The organism is Octadecabacter algicola, from assembly GCF_021532625.1.
In the GTDB taxonomy this organism is placed as follows: Bacteria; Pseudomonadota; Alphaproteobacteria; order Rhodobacterales; family Rhodobacteraceae; genus Octadecabacter; species Octadecabacter algicola.
The window spans coordinates 296,904-313,910 of record NZ_JAKGAR010000001.1 but is presented as its reverse complement, the minus strand read 5'-3'; the positions used below and the strand labels follow the sequence as shown (position 1 = coordinate 313,910).

The window sequence follows — 17,007 nt, the reverse complement described above, 5'->3', positions numbered from 1 at the left end:
TACAGACCAACTAGGTTTGGTCGGCTATAGCTCTTCGAGGATCACATCAAAATCGACGCGCGCATTGCTAAGACCTTCGACAGGTGTCGGCCCTGACGGCGCAACCATGATGATCTCAGATGTTTCAAAACCAGCGCTGTCCATCGAAGAAATCAGCGCAATCGCCCGTAAGCGGGCCGTTGCTGCATCCTCGACACCACCATACTCGTCCGCATGCTGACCGATCACGCGCAAACGTGCCTCGGGGCAGTCCATCGCCATTTCAGCCAGAACAAACGCAGCCCCCATCGCATCCGTGGACACAATAGCGGACCCAGGTGCATAAATGATCGACGTGTCCTGTGCGGCTTTTTGCAGGTTGGTCACGCATTCGGTCACTCGGGCCGTCACAATGCCCGCATTCGGCACCGGTTGTGCACCAAAAGCCGTTTCGAGCGTATCAATGATGCGAAATTCGACGCGGCGGTCATAATAGGCCGCATCTTCTGCACCGGTCACACCGGACGGAAACCCGTCACCCATGCCGATTGCAACCATCTTGGATGTATCGATCCCTGCCGCTGCGACACGGGTAATCACGGCCTCTGCCCGTTCTTGGCTTAGACGTAGGTTAACGACAGAGTCACCTGATGGATCAGAATGCCCTTCCACCTGAATGGTCACACCTGGACAGCGCTGCGCAATCGTCCCGATAAGGCGCGCCTGAGCAAGCCCAGCAGATTCACCACTCAGGGCCCCGCTAGGGAAATACACCCTGGACTGGGACGCCAGATTGCGCAGATCGTTTGCGCAAGACGTCGCTTGGGCGAGGTTCTCTTTGGCGGCCGTGAAGAACCCCGTCGTGACAGGAGTAGTCGGCGCCGCAACAGGCGTCGCTTGTATTTCAACCTCTTGAACGGCGCTTAGATCAATTCCTTGCGAACGGGTTGCTTGAACGTCGTCTGCAGTGTCAGCTTCGACCAGCATTGCGGCCAGCGTATCGGACACGTTCTCAAGCTCTTCTACAGGCGATAGCGTTGTTGCCGCGGTTACTGCTGCCAGCGCGGCGATCGCATCGTCTTCTTGTTCTGTTGTCACAAATGGGGCGTCAGCCTCCCCGTATACATCGACATCCTGATTACTAAACCCTAGTTCGATTCGATCCATAAAACCGGATCCCACTACTAAAATCGCCGCAGTCGGCGCAACCCAAGGTAGATGTTTGAAAAAATTCATGTCTTTCCCCCAAAAGACGTAGGGCCGTCCTCCACGGCCAAAATGATATCGCAGCCCGCAATATCTATATCTGCACGGATAACACGATATATTGTGAAAACACCACAGCTTGCCCCAAAATCTGCAAGAAACAGGTGTGTTTATCTCCTTTTCTCAACAAATGGTGCTTAAAAATGTTGCAAATTTGGTGCAACCCGTCGTTGTGACGTTTCAATACCGCCGCAAAAGCGTCTCAACGGTGCCGCAAACGTTTCAATAAGCTTTCATTAACCCAGCCAGAGCTTTTGCTTTCAAAGGATAGAGGCGCACTCAATTGCCCATTTAATATTGAGCCAGACGAAGGAGCGGCCAAATGCCGACCCAGACACCAAAACCGCCCCCTGCGGCACCAAGACCGTCCCCCAACGGAACGCGAAGACGTCCAGGCCCGCCAAAACCTGTCGTATTCAAGGATTTCGCAAGCATTTAGATCCGTGGCGGACCGCGTCTTCCCCGCCTTTGGGTGCGCTATCTCAATGGCCTGCGGTGGCAGACCAACGAAAGTATTGGACTTCGCGCACCGCGCCTCTGGTCTTTTTCTGTGCTCAGTTTATTCTGCAGAGATGGCCGCAATCTCAACCATTCGTAATATCGGACCCGCGTCCGAAGCCCTTTATAACGCGGCTGGCATCATGACAGCCGAGGCCCTGCACGAGATGGGGGCTGATGCCGCCTACGCAAAGTTTCTAAGCAACGGAAACCGGCCCCATTTCATCGGCTATTACGCGTTGCACATGGCCCTACAAGGCCGTCCGTGGAACGATTGCCAAGGCGAGGAAAAGAAGGCGCTTCGCAAAACATTCGACGCTCTAAAGGCGGCGCATTTCAACGTTGAGAAGTCCGAACTCGATACCTTCATGGATGAAATAGGACTAATTGATCGGCGGTAAGTCGCGTGCCCTGCGCCACACAGCTTTATCAACGAAGATGGCCGCGCTACCGATGTCCCATGAAACCTATCGCACTTACCTTGATCCTCATTTTGGCCGCTTGCGGTGCCCCCCGAACTGAACCGGTACAACCAACACCCCAGATCGCCCTCAACCCGGGCGAGACGCCGCAAATGCGGGCACTTGTCATCAAATACGCAGAGATCCACGATATCCCCGAAGCGTTGCTACATGCCGTCATCCAACGTGAAAGCGACTACCGCGCCGAGGCCCGCAACGGTCCCTACTACGGCCTTATGCAAATCTTACCGGAAACCGCTGGGCAGATGGGGTTTTCGGGCCCACCAAACGGATTGCTCGATGCGGAAACGAACCTGCTTTATGCGGGCCGCTATCTGCGCGGAGCATGGTTGTTATCGAACGGCGACATACAAACCGCCGTCATGTGGTATGCGCGGGGCTACTATTACGAAGCTCGCGATCGTTGTATGTTGGTTGAAACGGGTCTTCGCGACCGAGAAGTTCGCCGCGACTGCCCAGCTTGAAGCCTTACGCCTGCAGGCGTAAGTGTTTTCTATGACACCTGAAATTGGCCTTCTTTCGATTGGTATTTTGTTCCTTGCGGGGCTTGCTCTCGACAAGGTTGGGCACATTGTTCATGTGCCGCGTGTCACGTTGTTAATCCTGCTCGGTGTCGTGCTTGGCCCGCCCGTGTTGAATATTCTGCCCTTTGACGTCGGGTCTGCCCACGAAATCGTAGCCCCCACGGCGCTCACGATGGTGGCGTTCTTGATGGGCGGCTCTTTGGACAAGACGACGTTGGCCGCTCAGGGACGTTCAATTGTGATTGTCTCGATCGTTATTGTCATCGTCACCGCGATCCTTGTCAGTGCGGGACTTTGGCTTGTCGGTGCGTCAATTGTCACGGCCCTTTTGCTTGGTGGTATTGCGACAGCGACGGACCCTGCGGCGACAATGGATGTCGTCAAAGAAAGCGGGCGCAGAAACGCCTTTACGCGGCTTCTGACGGGGATTGTCGCAATTGATGATGCGTGGGGCTTGCTGGCGTTCTCAGCTATGATGGCCCTCGCTGGGCTGATTACAGCGACCGACGGCAGCCATGCGATACTGGACGCTCTGTGGGAAACTGGCGGCGCGGTCGCTTTGGGCGTTTTGATCGGCGTCCCAGGCGCATATTTGTCGGGCCGCATCAAACCGGGCGAACCAACCCTGATCGAAGCGCTCGGACTGGTCTTTCTGGTGGCGGGGATTGGGTTGATGCTTGATGTGTCTTATCTGATCGCAGGCATGACAACCGGTGCTGTGATCGCAAATTTCGCAACCCACCACACACGGGCCTTTCACGCCATACAAAGCATCGAATGGCCTTTTCTGTTATTATTCTTCGTGATGGCAGGCGCGTCACTCGACGTGTCACAACTGCTCAAGGCAGGTCTTATCGGGGTGGCCTTTGTGATCCTGCGATTTACAGCACGTCTGGTTGCGGGAGCTTTTGGTGCCAAGCTCGCGGGCCTGCCCGTTGAACAGGTTCGCCATATTGGGGCCGCTCTCATGCCCCAGGCTGGTGTGGCTGTTGGCATGGCGATTGTGGCCGCAGAACGGTTTCCAGACCACGGTGAGGCCGTTCTTGCCATCACAGTTGCCTCGACCATCTTCTTTGAGATCATTGGCCCCCCGCTGACACAAAGGGCCTTGGCGAAGGTGCCAGACTAGGATCTGCTTTAACGCTTGAGCACAGCAACCGCGATGCCGGACAAAACGACGGCCGTAGCGCCAATAACACTCAGCGTGACGCCTTCTCCCAACAGCGCCGCCCCGGCTATCAGCGCAATTACCGGAACGCTAAGCTGTGCCACTGCACCCGTCGTTGCGGAAATCTGCGGCAACACATGATACCAAAGCGCATAACCAAGTCCCGACATCAACGCACCACTGACCACTGCCGTGACCACACCACCAAATGACCACCCGCCCCCGAAGACTATCAAGATTAGCGCCACTGGGACGCAAAGCATGAAGCTTAACGTCATGTCCCCCAGCGGGTCCTTGGACCCACGCCCGCGCAGTGAAAACACGCCCCAACCAAAACCAGACAAGATCATGAACAACACGCCAATTGGATCAAGCGTCAGCTGTTCTGAAGGCCAAAGCAGCCACCCCAACCCGACCATCGCCAATACCATTCCGCCCCATTGGCGCGATGTCGGCAGGTTGCCCGCCAAACACGAGCCGGCAAACATTGTGATCTGAACGACCCCGAACAAAACCAACGCCCCAACGCCTGACGGCAAAGTCAGATACGCAATGGAGAATGGGATCAGATACAAAAGTAGCGCCCCAGCCGAGATGACCCGAGCCCGGTCAACTGGGACCCAATTCTGACGAATGGACATCAACAGCGCCAACATGACCGCGCCACTGACCAACCTTAGCCCTGCAAACAACAGGGGTTCCATTTCGAACGTGTAAATACCCGCCCGCGCCAGCACAGAATTCGCCGCGAAGGCGCACATGGTGATAGTAATAAACACGGCTATCTGCATTCTTTCGCCTTCCAAAAAGGATCGTACGGCCAGTTGTTTCGGCGTAATTTGCGTTATTACTTGGTAGAATCGTGCAACTCTTGCTTGGTTCGCTGATAGCCCTCAGCATCGCCATATTCGAGAAAATCAGGATAATGGGCATGTGTCGCCGCCATACGTCTGGCGTGCTTGATCGGGCACCAGTGCTTTTCTGTTTTGCCCGCGATCTCGCTGGCATAGGCCAACAGCCCGTTACCGTAACTGCAATAGATGCAGTTAAATTTCTCGAGTCCGTTTAGGTATGACAGATGTTTGCGGTCAAACGTGATGAAATCTTTGCGGCGGGCCTTTTCAATCCGGTAAACCGGAAAACAGATCGCCTGATAGATCGACAAGAAGATATCCAGAATGACGAACGGGATTATCATCGAATAAATAACTGGTGCTGTCAGAACGACCATCGGGCGGGCCTCTGCCAGATACGGTGCGAGCCGTTGCTTCAGAGCGGCATGCTGTTTCTTTACGCTGGCCTCAAAAACTACGCGCCTTTTGTGCAAAGTGTAATCCAAAGACGTGCGACCGCGTTCAAGTTCCGCTTCGAGTTCTTCTTGGGCGTGGCGCAGTTGGTCACGAAGTTGGGCAATTCTATCCGTCAACGAAAACTCTCCTAGGATGCTGTCACTTGATGAAACACTCTAGTGGGAAAGCAATGCGATGTTCAAAGGCCATTGCAACCTGTTCACCAAATTCTCATCGCGGGGATGACCAGCGAACAAAAAGGCCCCGCCGGATCACTCCGACGGGGCCTCAATTTCAAAGCCGTGTTGCTTAGCCGACCAGCTCAAGACCGGAGAAGAAGAATGCGATTTCTTCTGCAGCTGTCTCAGGAGCATCGGAACCGTGTACGGAGTTTTCGCCGATGGACAGTGCGAACTCTTTACGGATTGTGCCGTCTGCTGCGTCTGCTGGGTTCGTTGCGCCCATAACTTCGCGGTTTTTCGCGATTGCGTCTTCGCCTTCCAGAACCTGAACAACGATCGGCTCGGAAATCATGAATTCGCAAAGTTCGCCAAAGAATGGACGCTCGGAGTGAACACCGTAGAACTGCTGCGCCTGAGCCAATGTCAGCTGGATACGCTTAGATGCGACGATGCGCAGGCCAGCTTCTTCGAACTTAGCTGCGATTTTACCAGTCAGGTTACGCTTTGTTGCGTCTGGTTTGATGATGGAGAATGTACGCTGGATAGCCATGGGAGATACCTCATAAGGGTTGAATGATTTGGCCGCCTGCTAGCATGAGGTGGTTGCGTTGAAAACCCATCATGTGATCGACATCGTTTTATCGCTGTAATGAACGTAAAATCGAACAAACAGCGTCGCATTAAAACCTCAATCGGGCACCACACTAGAAAACACATTCTAAAGGTATTTCTAACATGGTTCGGTTATTGGCATTCGCGATCATCGGGATCGCCTTGGCATTCGCGTTTGGATTCAAACCGGAGCCTGACAAACGCGTTCTATTTATCGGCAATTCCTTTACCTTTGGCGGCGATATTCCGACCCAAGTCAGAAACATCGCAGGCTCAAGCACGCCTGCGGTCAACTATCATGTGAATATGGTCGCCTACCCCGGAATCACACTCGCCGAACATTTGGAACAAACGGAGGCGTTAGAGCGAATTCAAAACGGCGTTTGGGATGTTGTCGTTCTGCAAGACGCCAGCGTGATGTCGTTTCGGCCTGAATGGGTCGCACAAATGGAGCACGCGACCTCCGTCCTTGCCTTAGCGGCCCAAAGGAACGGAGTTGAGGTGATCTATTTTGCCCATTGGGCGCCGGGCGCTCTTGCCCACGACCAAACAGCCGCTAATCAAACCATCGAAAACACCTATACCCGCATCGCAGATCGATCCGGCGGCACCGTTGCGGCGGCCGGGCGGGTTTGGCAAATGGCAGCTGATGAAGGGCTGACAGGTCTTTACTCCGAAGACGGGCACCATTCCTCTCTCAAAGGCGCCTATGCAGCGGCCTTGGCCATCGCGGCGACACTCAATGACGTGGATGTCATGACCGCCGATTGGGCCCCGAAATCCGTTTCTGAGGCGGAACGTCAATTCCTAAGGGCCGCAGCCGCTTCACTCAGCCCCTAATCCTTTGCAGTAACTGACCCGTTTGGCCCCTTGGATCGTCAATTCGTGGGCAAGGCTCGCGGATTACCGCTCTCATCCAATGCCACAAATACAAACTCCGCTTCAGTGACCTTGGCCCCGTCATTGGAAAACCGCGATCGCGCCCAGACATCTACATGGATCCGCATGGACGTGCGGCCCACCTTGACCAAGGTGGCATAAAGCGTCACCTCATCGCCCACCTTCACAGGCCGCAAAAACTGCATCCCCTCGACAGCGACCGTCGCACCGCGCCCTTGCGACACACGACCGGCCAAGTTCCCTGCCGCCAAATCCATCTGCGACATCAACCAACCACCGAAAATATCCCCTGCCGGATTGGTATCCGCGGGCATGGCAATCGTGCGGATGACGAGAACGCCTTCGTCTTGTTGGCGCCCATGGGACCCACGACTTTTTGCACGCGCTAGAATGTCTGCTTCGTCTTTGCTCATCGTGATTTGTCCTTCCGCCATAAATCGAAACCGCCGGCTCGGCGATGTTAGGTTATTGTATACAAGGCGCTACGCGCCGTTGCACGCAACGACGGCAGATAAAGGACACCCCCAACGCTGCTACGCGATTGACGCCCCTCGCCCGCCATGGCACTGCCCCCTTATGTTACGCATTTCAGATATTACCTATTCGGTTTCCGGCCGCACGCTGTTGGAAAATACATCCGTCACCATCCCTGCAGGCCACAAGGTTGGTCTAGTGGGGCGCAACGGGACGGGTAAAACAACCCTGTTCAAGATTATCCGTGGCGAGATGGTGCTAGATACCGGCGATATCTCTCTGCCCAAGGGCTGGAAGATCGGCGGGGTCTCTCAAGAGGTTCCCGGCAACGAGGTTTCGCTCATCAACACAGTACTTGCTGCTGACGTTGAACGCGTAAATCTGTTGGCCGAATCTGAAAACGCCACGGACCCGACCCGTATTGCCGACATTCAGACGCGCCTAACAGATATCGATGCATGGTCCGCCGAGGCCCGCGCAAGCGCGATCCTCAAGGGCCTTGGCTTTACCGCCGCCGAACAACTTGAACCTTGCTCCGCGTTTTCTGGTGGGTGGCGCATGCGTGTGGCGTTGGCCGCAGTATTGTTCTCTGAGCCTGATCTGCTGCTGCTTGATGAGCCTACAAACTACCTCGACCTTGAAGGCGCACTTTGGCTTGAGGCGTATCTCGTCAAATACCCGCACACCGTGCTGATCGTGTCGCACGACCGCGAACTGTTGAACCGTTCCGTTGGTGGCATCCTTCACCTCGAAGACAAAGGCCTGATCTATTACACAGGCAACTACGACATGTTCGTCAAACAGCGCGCCGAAAAACGTGCGCTTTTGGCATCCGCTGCGAAAAAACAGGACGCCAAACGCGCCCACCTCGAAGCCTTTGTAAACCGCTTCAAGGCCAAGGCGTCTAAAGCAAAACAAGCGCAATCGCGCGTTAAGCAACTGGAAAAGATGGAAACAATCCGCGCGCCCGAAGATGCGGCGCGTACGGTTTTCACATTCCCAACGCCAGAAGAATTATCGCCCCCCATCATCGCCACCGAGGGCGTTTCTGTCGGGTATGACGGCACCGTCATCCTCGACAAACTCGACCTTCGCATCGACCAAGATGACCGTATCGCCCTGCTTGGACGTAACGGTGAAGGTAAATCAACGCTATCCAAGCTGCTCTCTGGCCGCTTGGAAAAAATGGGCGGGAAATTCTCGTCCTCCAACAAATTGCGCATCGGGTTCTTTGCCCAACACCAAGTGGACGAACTTTACGTCGATGAGACCCCTCTCGATCACCTATTCCGTGAACGCGGTAAAGAAGGTGGCGCAAAACTGCGCGCACGCCTTGCTGGGTTTGGCCTTGGCGCAGACCAAGCCGAAACCGAAGTGGGCCGCCTATCCGGTGGTCAAAAGGCCCGTCTGTCGTTGCTCCTCGCAACACTCGACGCCCCGCACCTGCTGATCCTCGATGAGCCGACCAACCACCTTGATATCGAATCTCGCGAAGCCTTGGTTGAGGCGCTTACCGCCTACACTGGCGCCGTAATCCTAGTGTCCCATGACATGCACCTGCTTTCCCTCGTGGCGGATCGCCTGTGGCTGGTCAAAGACGGGCGTGTAAAAACCTACGACGATGATTTGCAGGCCTATCGCAAGATGTTGCTGACACCGGACACGCGCAAAGCCGACAAAGAAAAGGCCGCAAAGCCAAAGCCTGTGAAGCCGAAGATCACCCGCGATCAACTGTTGGCTTTAAAGTCAGACGTGCGCAAATGCGAAGAGCGCGTCAACAAAATCAATGACATGGCAGAAAAGCTGTCCAAAAAACTTGCTGATCCTGTGCTGTACGAGGATGGCCGCAAAGGTGAGCTTGATACTTGGAACGGTAAATACGCTGAGGTTCGTGCAGCATTGAAAAAGGCCGAAGGCCTTTGGATGGTCGCGCTCGAAAAGCTCGACAAAGCCGAAAAGGTGTAACGCCCTCTTGCGTTACGCCGCACAGCCCTAAAGGATCGCCAATATGGATCCCAACTTCCTCATCACCGCGTTCTTCGCTCTCTTTGTGGTTATCGACCCGATTGGGCTGGCGCCACTGTTCGTGGCCCTAACCGTAGGGATGTCCCCCGCAAAACGCCGCTCGATCGCAATCCGTGCGTCTTTGGTGGCGATTGGCATTCTTTTAGTGTTTTCGCTTTTTGGCGAAGGGATCCTTGATTTCATTGGGATCTCAATGCCTGCATTCCGGATCGCGGGCGGCATTTTGCTGTTTATCACAGCGCTCGACATGTTGTTTGAACGCCGCCAAAAACGTCGCGAAGATCAAGCTGAAGAAGACGATCAACACGAAGATGATCCATCTGTGTTTCCGCTTGCGATCCCACTTATCGCGGGTCCGGGTTCCATTGCCACAATCATTCTTCTGGTCGGACAAACCGAAGGCACAGCAGGTTACTTCGCTGTCATGGGCGTTTTATTGGCCGTCTTCGCATTGACCTTTGTGATGTTCCTAGGCGCTAACGCAATTGAACGTTTGCTTGGCAAGACAGGCATCACGGTTGTGACGCGCCTTCTGGGGATGTTGTTGGCCGCGTTATCTGTTCAATTCGTATTAGACGGACTTGCCTCTTTTGGTTTGGGCGGCTGACCCTATATTGGGACCATGGAAACCGAACAAATCATCGCACTGATCCTATTGATCATTGTCGGCCTGCCCTTGCTGGCCTCAATGTTCAGCTCATCAACACAACTGCGCAATGCGCTGCTTTGGGTCGTGATATTCCTTGGCGGTATTGGCATTGCTAACAATTGGACCAGTATCCATAGCAGTTTCGTCCAACCGCAAGCCAGCTTTATCGGGGATCGAATTGAGGTGCCCAAGGGGCCCGACAACCATTTCCATCTGACCCTGATGATCAATTCGGTGCCTGTAGACTTTCTAGTCGATACAGGCGCCAGCCAAATGGTGCTGACACAAGATGACGCTGCGCGTGTTGGCCTTGATGCGGATGAATTGTCTTATATCGGCATCGCCTACACCGCCAACGGAGAGGTCGCGACTGCGCCTGTTCGCCTTGATACAGTTGACTTGGGTGACATCCGTGACCGGCGTGTTCGGGCATCGGTCAATTCCGGCGACATGGACAAATCGCTTTTGGGGATGTCCTATCTCAGCCGGTTCGAAAGCATTGAAATCCGCCAGAACCTGCTAATCTTGAACCGCTAGGATTCGGCCTTCTTTTCCCAGCGACCCGAGTCCTGAGACCAGTATTGCGCCGAACACCCGGCTCCTGTGAGCGCTTTCCATTGGCCGCGCGCCTTGTCCAACGCTTCACCGTCATAGCCGTCAAATAAGACGCAGACCCTGTCTGCAGCTTCTACTTCTTCGGGGGTGACATCGGCGCCATGGACGGACATCAGACAGCTCGCCGCGTTGCCGCCGCCACCCGTGGTCAGTAAAATCGGTTGATCTGCATCGTGATCGCCGCCCGCCATACCATGGGGCAAGAACCCTTCTGGTAGCCCGTTCCACAGCGCTTGATCCAGACGTTCCATGGCGTGTTTATCGACGCCGCGCACTTCTACCGCCCATCCCGCGTCGCGCGATTTGCTCAGAAGCATCGGAAGCGTCTGCTCAAGCGATGCACTGGTCAGATGGTAGAAATACGCGGCACCCATTTAGGTTCACTCCGCCTCGTAAGTGTCTGCAATAAAACGGTTCAGCGCGGCCACACCCCAGCCCGTCGCACCCGCAGGTGCTAGCGCTGTTTCCGCTTTCACAGACGCCACACCCGCGATGTCGAGGTGCATCCATGGCATGTCGTCTTTGATGAAACGCTGAATGAACTGCGCCGCTGTGATGCTGCCTGCGTCACGCCCACCAACGTTCTTCATGTCCGCAATCCGGCTTTTCAACTTAGCGTCATAAGCGGGTGAAAGTGGCAAGCGCCATGCACCTTCATCTTCCGCGTCTGCGGCCTTGAGGAAATCTTTGCTCAGCGTGTCATCGTTGGAAAACACCCCAGCGTTCTCATGGCCCAGCGCGATGATGACGGCACCTGTTAGGGTCGCCAGATTGATGACGCCTGTGGGTTTGAACCGTTCTTGCGCATACCAAAGCACATCCGCGAGCACCAAGCGCCCTTCGGCGTCGGTATTGATCACTTCGATCGTGTCGCCTTTCATGGACGTCACAACATCGCCCGGTCGCGTCGCGCGATCAGACGGCATGTTTTCGACAAGCCCGACTAGGCCCACGACGTTGGCTTTTGCTTTGCGGAGCGCCAGCGTTTTCATGACACCAGACACAACTCCAGCGCCGCCCATATCCATGGTCATGTCTTCCATGCCAGCGGCAGGTTTCAAAGAAATGCCGCCTGTGTCGAACACAACGCCTTTCCCGACCAGAGCAAACGGTGCTTCATCACCGCCGCCGTTCCATTGCATGACAACAACCTTGGATGGCGACGCGGACCCGTGTCCCACACTCAGCAACGATCCCATGCCGAGCTTTTCAAGTTCGCCTTCTTCCAGAACTTCAACAGTCAGGCCAAGGCTTTCCATGTCTTTCAGACGATTGGCGAATTCCGTGGTTGTGAGGACGTTTGCAGGTTCATTCGTTAGATCGCGGGTAAACACAACGCCTTCCGCAACTGCCATGAGCACATCAGCCGCGGCTTTCACCTCAACGGGTTCATTTACCATGACTTCGATTGCACCCAATGCGTCTTTGTCACCGGTCTTGTGCGGCGTAAACGTGTAACCGCGCAGAACGCAGCCCAGCGCCACGTCGGCCATACGTTTGATGTTCCCCCCCAAGATCAGCACATCAGCTTCGCCACGGACCTTCGCAATTGACGCCCCTGCCTTGCGGGCTTGCGTAACAGACGGACGGCGCGCCAGTTTCACGACAATCACCTTTGAGGCAGCAACACCGAACGGATAGCTCATGACAATCGCGTCGCCCTCTTTGGCCTTAGCGAACTGCGGATTGTCTACGGTGCGCATCACGCCTTTTCGTGTCAGAGAATTGATTTTGCGCGCGCCTGCATCCAGTGCACCATCTGGCGTCGCAAAGACCACAATCGCGCCTTCACGTTCGGCAAGCGTTGTCAGGTCTGTCTCGGTGATGGTCGGTTGTGCAAGATCGGTCATAGGGGCACCTTTGGGCTGTGTGTTTTCCTGTTCGGCAATAGCTAGCCTGCCCCTTTGGCAATGACCAGACAGCACTTGGGTCCGTGGTTCAAATGAGGTAGCAACACTCAACGCTTGGATCATCAAATAAGGGGGGATGCGCCGGTGGCTCGATTTGACCGTTATATGCTTGGCCAACTCCTTGTGTTGTTCGGATTCTTTTCGCTTATCTTAGTGATGATTTACTGGATCAATCGCGCGGTTCGCTTGTTTGACCAACTGATCGCGGATGGCCAATCTGCTTGGGTCTTTCTCGAACTGACGTCTTTGTCCCTACCTGGGCTAATCCGGATCGTATTGCCCTTGTCTGCCTTTGTAGCAGCGGTCTATGTCACCAACCGCATGTCATCGGATTCAGAACTCACCGTTGTTCAGGCTACAGGTTATTCGCCCTACCGCCTTGCGCGGCCGGTTATCTATTTCGGGCTGATCGTTGCGGCGATGATGTCGGTGCTCACGCATTTTCTAGTCCCTATGTCTACAGAACGGTTGGTACAGCGCTCAAGTGAGATTTCTCAGGACATGACAACGACCCTCCTGACGGCTGGTGAGTTCCTAACCCCCTCTGACGGTATTACGTTCTACATTCGCGAAATATCACAGGCTGGGGAAATGCTTGATGTCTTCATCTCCGAAGAGGTCAGCCCCCAGAGGCGCGTCACATATACTGCAGCGCGTGCCTATCTGGTGCGCACGGACGGCGGGCCACAGCTTGTGATGGTCAATGGGCTGGCTCAGGACTTGAACACCCAAACGGATCGGCTGACGACGACAGGGTTTGACGACTTCGTCTATGACATCGGCGCCCTTATCACCGTGGATACAGGCGAAGAGCGCACCATCAACGGGCTTACAACATGGGAACTGCTTAACCCCACCCCAGAACTATTGGATATGACCGGCAAAAGCGCCGCAGAGATGGTTGTGCGTGGCCATGACAGGTTTGCGCAATCCTTCTTGGGGTTTGTCGCGGGCCTGTTAGGGTTTTCCGCCTTGGTGGCAGGTGGCTTTAGCCGCTTTGGGTTATGGCGCAATATCGCACTAGCGATTGGCTTGGTGATTGCTTTGAAAATCCTCGAAAGCTCTGGTGCAAGTGTTGCGCGCAACAACACTGACCTTTGGCCGTTTGTCTACATCGCAGGGTTTGCTGGTATTGGTATGTCTTATGTCCTGTTGTGGATAGCAGCCCATCCCTACGCGCTAAAGCGACGGACCCATAAAACGGTGAGCGCAACATGATCCTGCACCGTTACTTTGCCCGCCGCTTTGCGTGGAGCTTTGCTGGCACCTTTGGCGCATTCTTCGCCCTTATGGTTCTCATTGATCTGGTGGAACAAATGCGCCGGTTTGGGGCCGACGCGCCCTTTGGCGATCTGGTGCAACTCAGCCTGCTTAACCTGCCCGCCGCCCTTTATACTATTCTGCCGTTGATAATGGTGCTGGCGACAATCGCCATGTTCTTAGGTCTATCGCGATCATCGGAAATGGTTGTGACACGCGCGGCAGGCCGCTCAGCGCTAAAGGCGCTGATAGCGCCTATGTTGGTCACCCTCATAATTGGAGGGATTGCCGTTGGTGTGTTTAACCCAATCGTGGCAGCCACCTCTAAGGAGTTCGAAACCCGCGAGACGGCGTTACAATCTGGCGGGGCTTCTGTGCTCGCGATCTCTGAGACTGGTCTATGGCTGCGTCAGGGTAACGATTCCAGTCAAACAGTCATCCGTGCAGACCGCGCAAATCTAGATGGCACCCAGTTACAAAGCGTTACCTTTATCACCTTTACCCCAGAGGGCGGCCCTGTCCGTCGCCTCGAGGCCGCTTCGGCAACCCTAAGCGATGGCGGCTGGGACTTGATTGATGCCAAGGCATGGCCACTGAACGAAGGTATCGTTTCCGAACAGTTTGCAACGGTACACGAAACCCTGCGCATTCCTTCTACTCTGACGGCGGATGAAATTCGTGACAGCTTTGGGGAACCCTCGTCTATTCCCATTTGGGAACTCCCCGCATTCATTGACCGCCTAGAAGTTGCTGGTTTTTCAGCCACCCGTCATGAGGTCTGGTTACAAATGGAACTGGCGCTTCCGGCATTCCTGCTGGCCATGGTGTTGATCGGATCTGGCTTTACGATGCGCCACCAACGCGGCGGTAAGACCGGTGTCATGGTGTTGGTTGCTGTGATGCTCTGTTTTGCGCTGTTCTTTTTACGCAATTTCGCCCAAATCTTAGGTGAAAACGGCCAAATTCCCGCAGTGCTTGCCGCATGGGCCCCGCCCCTGGCTGCTATCGCTGCGTCCCTTGGCTTATTGCTACACCTCGAGGACGGCTAATGCGATTTCTTCTGGCCCTGTTTCTAACGTTCCTGCCCATCGTAGCCTCTGCGCAGGCAGCGGCAACTTTGGTGGCGGATAACGTTTATGTCCCCCCAGGCGGGCAAACCTTGGTGGCCGAAGGAAACGTAGAGGTCTTCTTTGAAGGCACCCGCCTATCAGCGCAGCGCGTCACATTTGACCAAGCAAGCGACAGCCTGACAATTGACGGGCCGATCTTTATCGCCACGAGCGATGGTACAATCTTTACCGCAGATTCCGCTTCCCTTGATCCACAATTAGAAAACGGTATCTTGCGCGGCGCGCGTTTAGTGCTTGAAGAACAACTGCAACTGGCTGCGACCCAAATCGACCGCGTAGATGGGCGCTACACCCAACTTTATCAGGTAGCGGCGACCTCCTGCCACATTTGCAAAGACGGCGAGACTCCGCTTTGGGAAATTCGTGCCCGACGGGTCATCCATGACACCGATGAACAGCAGCTTTACTTTGACGACGCATCGTTTCGCGTCGCTGGTGTTCCTATTTTTTGGTTGCCACGAATGCGCCTGCCTGACCCGACATTGGAACGCGCGTCAGGCCTATTGGCGCCCAATCTATCCACCACCGACAATTTGGGAATTGGGATCAAACTCCCGTACTTCATCCGTCTCGGCGATCACCGCGATCTGACCCTGACCCCTTACCTGTCAACCTCTACGACCACTCTGGAAGCCGCTTATCGACAAGCGTTCCTGCGCGGGGACATAACCGTGGACGCCGCTGTCAGCCACGACGACCTAGTTGATGACAACCGCGCCTACGCATTTGTCGATGGTATCTTTGATCTAGGTGATGAAGTGATCCTGCGGTTTGACGTCGAATACGTGTCCGACGATTCCTACCTGCTGGAATATGACTATTCAGACAAAGACCGTCTCGATAGTGAGATTTCATTGGAACGGGTACGTGATCGCGACCTAACACAAGCATCACTGACTTATTACACGACCCTGCGTGATGGCGAAGTCGAACAAGAACTTCCACCTCTTCTCGCGGATATCAGCTGGGAACGCCGTGTTACGCCGTCATGGGGTGGTACGTTGACTATGACGTCCGATGTCCAAAGCCATTACCGCACCACGAACACGACCCGCACAACAGCCGACGAATTGGAAGGCCGAGATGTTGCACGCCTTGGGCTTGGGGCCGCGTGGCGACGGGATCATGTCACAGACTATGGTCTAGTCGTTGATGGCACCATTGGGTTCGATCTGGACTACTACAATGTAAGCGATGATGTCGTGGTCGATGACACCCTGCGCACCACGACCTATGTGCAGACGACACTGCGCTACCCGTTAATCCGCCGCACAGCGCAGGCCACACATGTTCTGGAACCAATGGTTCAGCTGGCATGGTCCGATGTGCACGGCGACGACGTCACGAATGAGGACAGCACCGCCGTGGAATTTGACCAAGCTAACCTTTTGGCGCTGTCACGGTTTTCGGGCGAAGACGCGGTTGAAACCGGTCTGCGTGGAGCGGCTGGCCTGCGATGGACCCGCGTTGGCGATGGCGGCTGGGACAGTACATTGACCGTTGGCCGCGTTTTCCGTGCAGATGAGGACCTGAACTTCTCGAGCACATCCAGCCTTGGTCAGACAGAATCTGACTGGCTAATTGCCGGACAATTGCGCACCCCAGCTGGGATCTATCTGGATAGCCGTGGCCTGATCGACGAAAGCTTTGACATCTCGAAACTGGAAACCCGTGCCGGTTGGTCCGGTGCAAAACTCGATGTAACAGCAAGCTACATTTTCCTTCCTGAAGACGAGTCAGAATCCCGCACAACAGATGCATCCGAATGGGTCATCGATTCCACGTATCAGTTCAACGACATGTGGTCGGTTGGTTTTGATGCTCGCTACGACGTCATCGCCGACTCGCCCTCTGAAACTGGTTTGGAAATCGGTTGGCAGAACGAATGCGTCTCCGTTGATTTTTCGGTGTCGCGCCGCTTCACGTCTTCCACTACAGTTACACCAAGCACGGACTTTGGTCTTTCGGTAGGGTTGCACGGCTTCAGCGCCGGAAGCTCTGTTGGGGTTCCATCTCACCGTTGCACGAACTAGACCCGAGTAGA

General features: G+C 55.0%; 17 protein-coding genes. 10 read left to right on the top strand and 7 right to left on the bottom strand.

Going from position 1 to position 17,007, the window contains the following annotated elements:
* Window positions 1-24 precede the first annotated feature (24 nt).
* Window positions 25-1,146, bottom strand: a complete 1,122-nt coding sequence (locus L0666_RS01525) for an OmpA family protein (RefSeq protein WP_235257417.1) — start codon at window positions 1,144-1,146, stop codon at window positions 25-27.
* A 671-nt stretch (window positions 1,147-1,817) separates the two neighbouring features.
* Between L0666_RS01525 and L0666_RS01520 the strand changes: the two genes are divergently transcribed.
* The 3 genes from L0666_RS01520 to L0666_RS01510 are packed head-to-tail and all read left to right on the top strand — an operon-like array spanning window position 1,818 to window position 3,878.
* Complete coding sequence (locus L0666_RS01520) at window positions 1,818-2,144, top strand: TfoX/Sxy family protein (RefSeq protein WP_235257415.1); 327 nt, start codon at window positions 1,818-1,820, stop codon at window positions 2,142-2,144.
* Window positions 2,145-2,203: 59 nt separating this feature from the next.
* The gene (locus L0666_RS01515) at window positions 2,204-2,689 is read left to right on the top strand and encodes a transglycosylase SLT domain-containing protein (RefSeq protein ID WP_235257413.1); all 486 of its coding nucleotides are present in this window, start codon (window positions 2,204-2,206) and stop codon (window positions 2,687-2,689) included.
* A gap of 31 nt (window positions 2,690-2,720) precedes the next feature.
* Window positions 2,721-3,878 (top strand): cation:proton antiporter, encoded by a 1,158-nt coding sequence (locus tag L0666_RS01510; protein WP_235257411.1) that lies wholly within the window; start codon window positions 2,721-2,723, stop codon window positions 3,876-3,878.
* A gap of 8 nt (window positions 3,879-3,886) precedes the next feature.
* Here L0666_RS01510 and L0666_RS01505 read toward each other — a convergent pair whose 3' ends face one another.
* The 3 genes from L0666_RS01505 to ndk all read right to left on the bottom strand — a co-directional run bounded on the left by L0666_RS01505 (window position 3,887) and on the right by ndk (window position 5,938).
* Entirely contained in the window at window positions 3,887-4,696 is an 810-nt protein-coding gene (locus L0666_RS01505) for a DMT family transporter (protein WP_235257409.1), read from the bottom strand.
* A gap of 68 nt (window positions 4,697-4,764) precedes the next feature.
* Entirely contained in the window at window positions 4,765-5,343 is a 579-nt protein-coding gene (locus L0666_RS01500) for a hypothetical protein (RefSeq protein WP_235257407.1), read from the bottom strand.
* Window positions 5,344-5,515: 172 nt separating this feature from the next.
* The gene (gene ndk / locus L0666_RS01495) at window positions 5,516-5,938 is read right to left on the bottom strand and encodes a nucleoside-diphosphate kinase (protein WP_073141126.1); all 423 of its coding nucleotides are present in this window, start codon (window positions 5,936-5,938) and stop codon (window positions 5,516-5,518) included.
* 185 nt (window positions 5,939-6,123) lie between these two features.
* Between ndk and L0666_RS01490 the strand changes: the two genes are divergently transcribed.
* Window positions 6,124-6,840: a DUF4886 domain-containing protein gene (locus L0666_RS01490; protein WP_235257405.1), complete on the top strand. Its 717-nt coding sequence runs from the start codon at window positions 6,124-6,126 to the stop codon at window positions 6,838-6,840.
* 38 nt (window positions 6,841-6,878) lie between these two features.
* Here the strand turns inward: L0666_RS01490 and L0666_RS01485 are convergent, their stop codons facing one another.
* Window positions 6,879-7,313 carry an acyl-CoA thioesterase gene (locus L0666_RS01485; protein WP_472850247.1) on the bottom strand — a complete coding sequence of 145 codons (435 nt, stop codon included), beginning with the start codon at window positions 7,311-7,313 and terminating at the stop codon, window positions 6,879-6,881.
* Between the two features lie 163 nt (window positions 7,314-7,476).
* Here L0666_RS01485 and L0666_RS01480 point away from each other — a divergent pair, with 163 nt between their 5' ends.
* Genes L0666_RS01480 through L0666_RS01470 form a run of 3 tightly spaced genes read left to right on the top strand, consistent with a single transcriptional unit; the run spans window position 7,477 to window position 10,585 of the window.
* Complete coding sequence (locus L0666_RS01480; RefSeq protein WP_235257403.1) at window positions 7,477-9,339, top strand: ABC-F family ATP-binding cassette domain-containing protein; 1,863 nt, start codon at window positions 7,477-7,479, stop codon at window positions 9,337-9,339.
* 43 nt (window positions 9,340-9,382) lie between these two features.
* A complete protein-coding gene (locus L0666_RS01475) occupies window positions 9,383-10,006 on the top strand; it encodes a MarC family protein (RefSeq protein WP_235257401.1) in 624 nt (207 codons plus the stop codon).
* Window positions 10,007-10,021: 15 nt separating this feature from the next.
* The gene (locus tag L0666_RS01470; protein ID WP_235257399.1) at window positions 10,022-10,585 is read left to right on the top strand and encodes a retropepsin-like aspartic protease family protein; all 564 of its coding nucleotides are present in this window, start codon (window positions 10,022-10,024) and stop codon (window positions 10,583-10,585) included.
* On the opposite strand, the gene L0666_RS01465 is transcribed toward L0666_RS01470, so the two are convergent.
* Window positions 10,582-11,037 (bottom strand): DNA polymerase III subunit chi, encoded by a 456-nt coding sequence (locus tag L0666_RS01465; RefSeq protein WP_235257397.1) that lies wholly within the window; start codon window positions 11,035-11,037, stop codon window positions 10,582-10,584. The two genes, L0666_RS01470 and L0666_RS01465, sit on opposite strands and share 4 nt — an antisense overlap.
* Window positions 11,038-11,043: 6 nt before the next feature.
* Window positions 11,044-12,513, bottom strand: a complete 1,470-nt coding sequence (locus tag L0666_RS01460) for a leucyl aminopeptidase (RefSeq protein WP_235257395.1) — start codon at window positions 12,511-12,513, stop codon at window positions 11,044-11,046.
* 165 nt (window positions 12,514-12,678) lie between these two features.
* Here L0666_RS01460 and lptF point away from each other — a divergent pair, with 165 nt between their 5' ends.
* The 3 genes from lptF to L0666_RS01445 are packed head-to-tail and all read left to right on the top strand — an operon-like array spanning window position 12,679 to window position 16,996.
* Complete coding sequence (gene lptF, locus L0666_RS01455) at window positions 12,679-13,791, top strand: LPS export ABC transporter permease LptF (RefSeq protein WP_235257393.1); 1,113 nt, start codon at window positions 12,679-12,681, stop codon at window positions 13,789-13,791.
* Window positions 13,788-14,882 (top strand): LPS export ABC transporter permease LptG, encoded by a 1,095-nt coding sequence (gene lptG / locus L0666_RS01450; protein ID WP_235257391.1) that lies wholly within the window; start codon window positions 13,788-13,790, stop codon window positions 14,880-14,882. Before lptF ends, lptG begins: the two co-directional genes overlap by 4 nt.
* A complete protein-coding gene (locus L0666_RS01445) occupies window positions 14,882-16,996 on the top strand; it encodes an LPS-assembly protein LptD (protein ID WP_235257389.1) in 2,115 nt (704 codons plus the stop codon). The genes lptG and L0666_RS01445 overlap by 1 nt, the downstream gene beginning before the upstream one ends.
* Window positions 16,997-17,007: the final 11 nt, after the last annotated feature.

Excerpts from the sequence above, each read along its gene's own strand:
- L0666_RS01480 (WP_235257403.1), top strand. The coding sequence starts at position 7,477 with ATGTTACGCATTTCAGATATTACCTATTCGGTTTCCGGCCGCACGCTG.
- L0666_RS01470 (WP_235257399.1), top strand. The coding sequence starts at position 10,022 with ATGGAAACCGAACAAATCATCGCACTGATCCTATTGATCATTGTCGGC.
- L0666_RS01525 (WP_235257417.1), bottom strand. The coding sequence starts at position 1,146 with ATGGATCGAATCGAACTAGGGTTTAGTAATCAGGATGTCGATGTATAC.
- L0666_RS01445 (WP_235257389.1), top strand. The coding sequence starts at position 14,882 with ATGCGATTTCTTCTGGCCCTGTTTCTAACGTTCCTGCCCATCGTAGCC.
- ndk (WP_073141126.1), bottom strand. The coding sequence starts at position 5,938 with ATGGCTATCCAGCGTACATTCTCCATCATCAAACCAGACGCAACAAAG.
- L0666_RS01475 (WP_235257401.1), top strand. The coding sequence starts at position 9,383 with ATGGATCCCAACTTCCTCATCACCGCGTTCTTCGCTCTCTTTGTGGTT.
- L0666_RS01485 (WP_472850247.1), bottom strand. The coding sequence starts at position 7,313 with ATGAGCAAAGACGAAGCAGACATTCTAGCGCGTGCAAAAAGTCGTGGG.
- L0666_RS01510 (WP_235257411.1), top strand. The coding sequence starts at position 2,721 with ATGACACCTGAAATTGGCCTTCTTTCGATTGGTATTTTGTTCCTTGCG.
- L0666_RS01515 (WP_235257413.1), top strand. The coding sequence starts at position 2,204 with ATGAAACCTATCGCACTTACCTTGATCCTCATTTTGGCCGCTTGCGGT.
- lptF (WP_235257393.1), top strand. The coding sequence starts at position 12,679 with ATGCTTGGCCAACTCCTTGTGTTGTTCGGATTCTTTTCGCTTATCTTA.
- L0666_RS01520 (WP_235257415.1), top strand. The coding sequence starts at position 1,818 with ATGGCCGCAATCTCAACCATTCGTAATATCGGACCCGCGTCCGAAGCC.
- lptG (WP_235257391.1), top strand. The coding sequence starts at position 13,788 with ATGATCCTGCACCGTTACTTTGCCCGCCGCTTTGCGTGGAGCTTTGCT.
- L0666_RS01490 (WP_235257405.1), top strand. The coding sequence starts at position 6,124 with ATGGTTCGGTTATTGGCATTCGCGATCATCGGGATCGCCTTGGCATTC.
- L0666_RS01460 (WP_235257395.1), bottom strand. The coding sequence starts at position 12,513 with ATGACCGATCTTGCACAACCGACCATCACCGAGACAGACCTGACAACG.
- L0666_RS01465 (WP_235257397.1), bottom strand. The coding sequence starts at position 11,037 with ATGGGTGCCGCGTATTTCTACCATCTGACCAGTGCATCGCTTGAGCAG.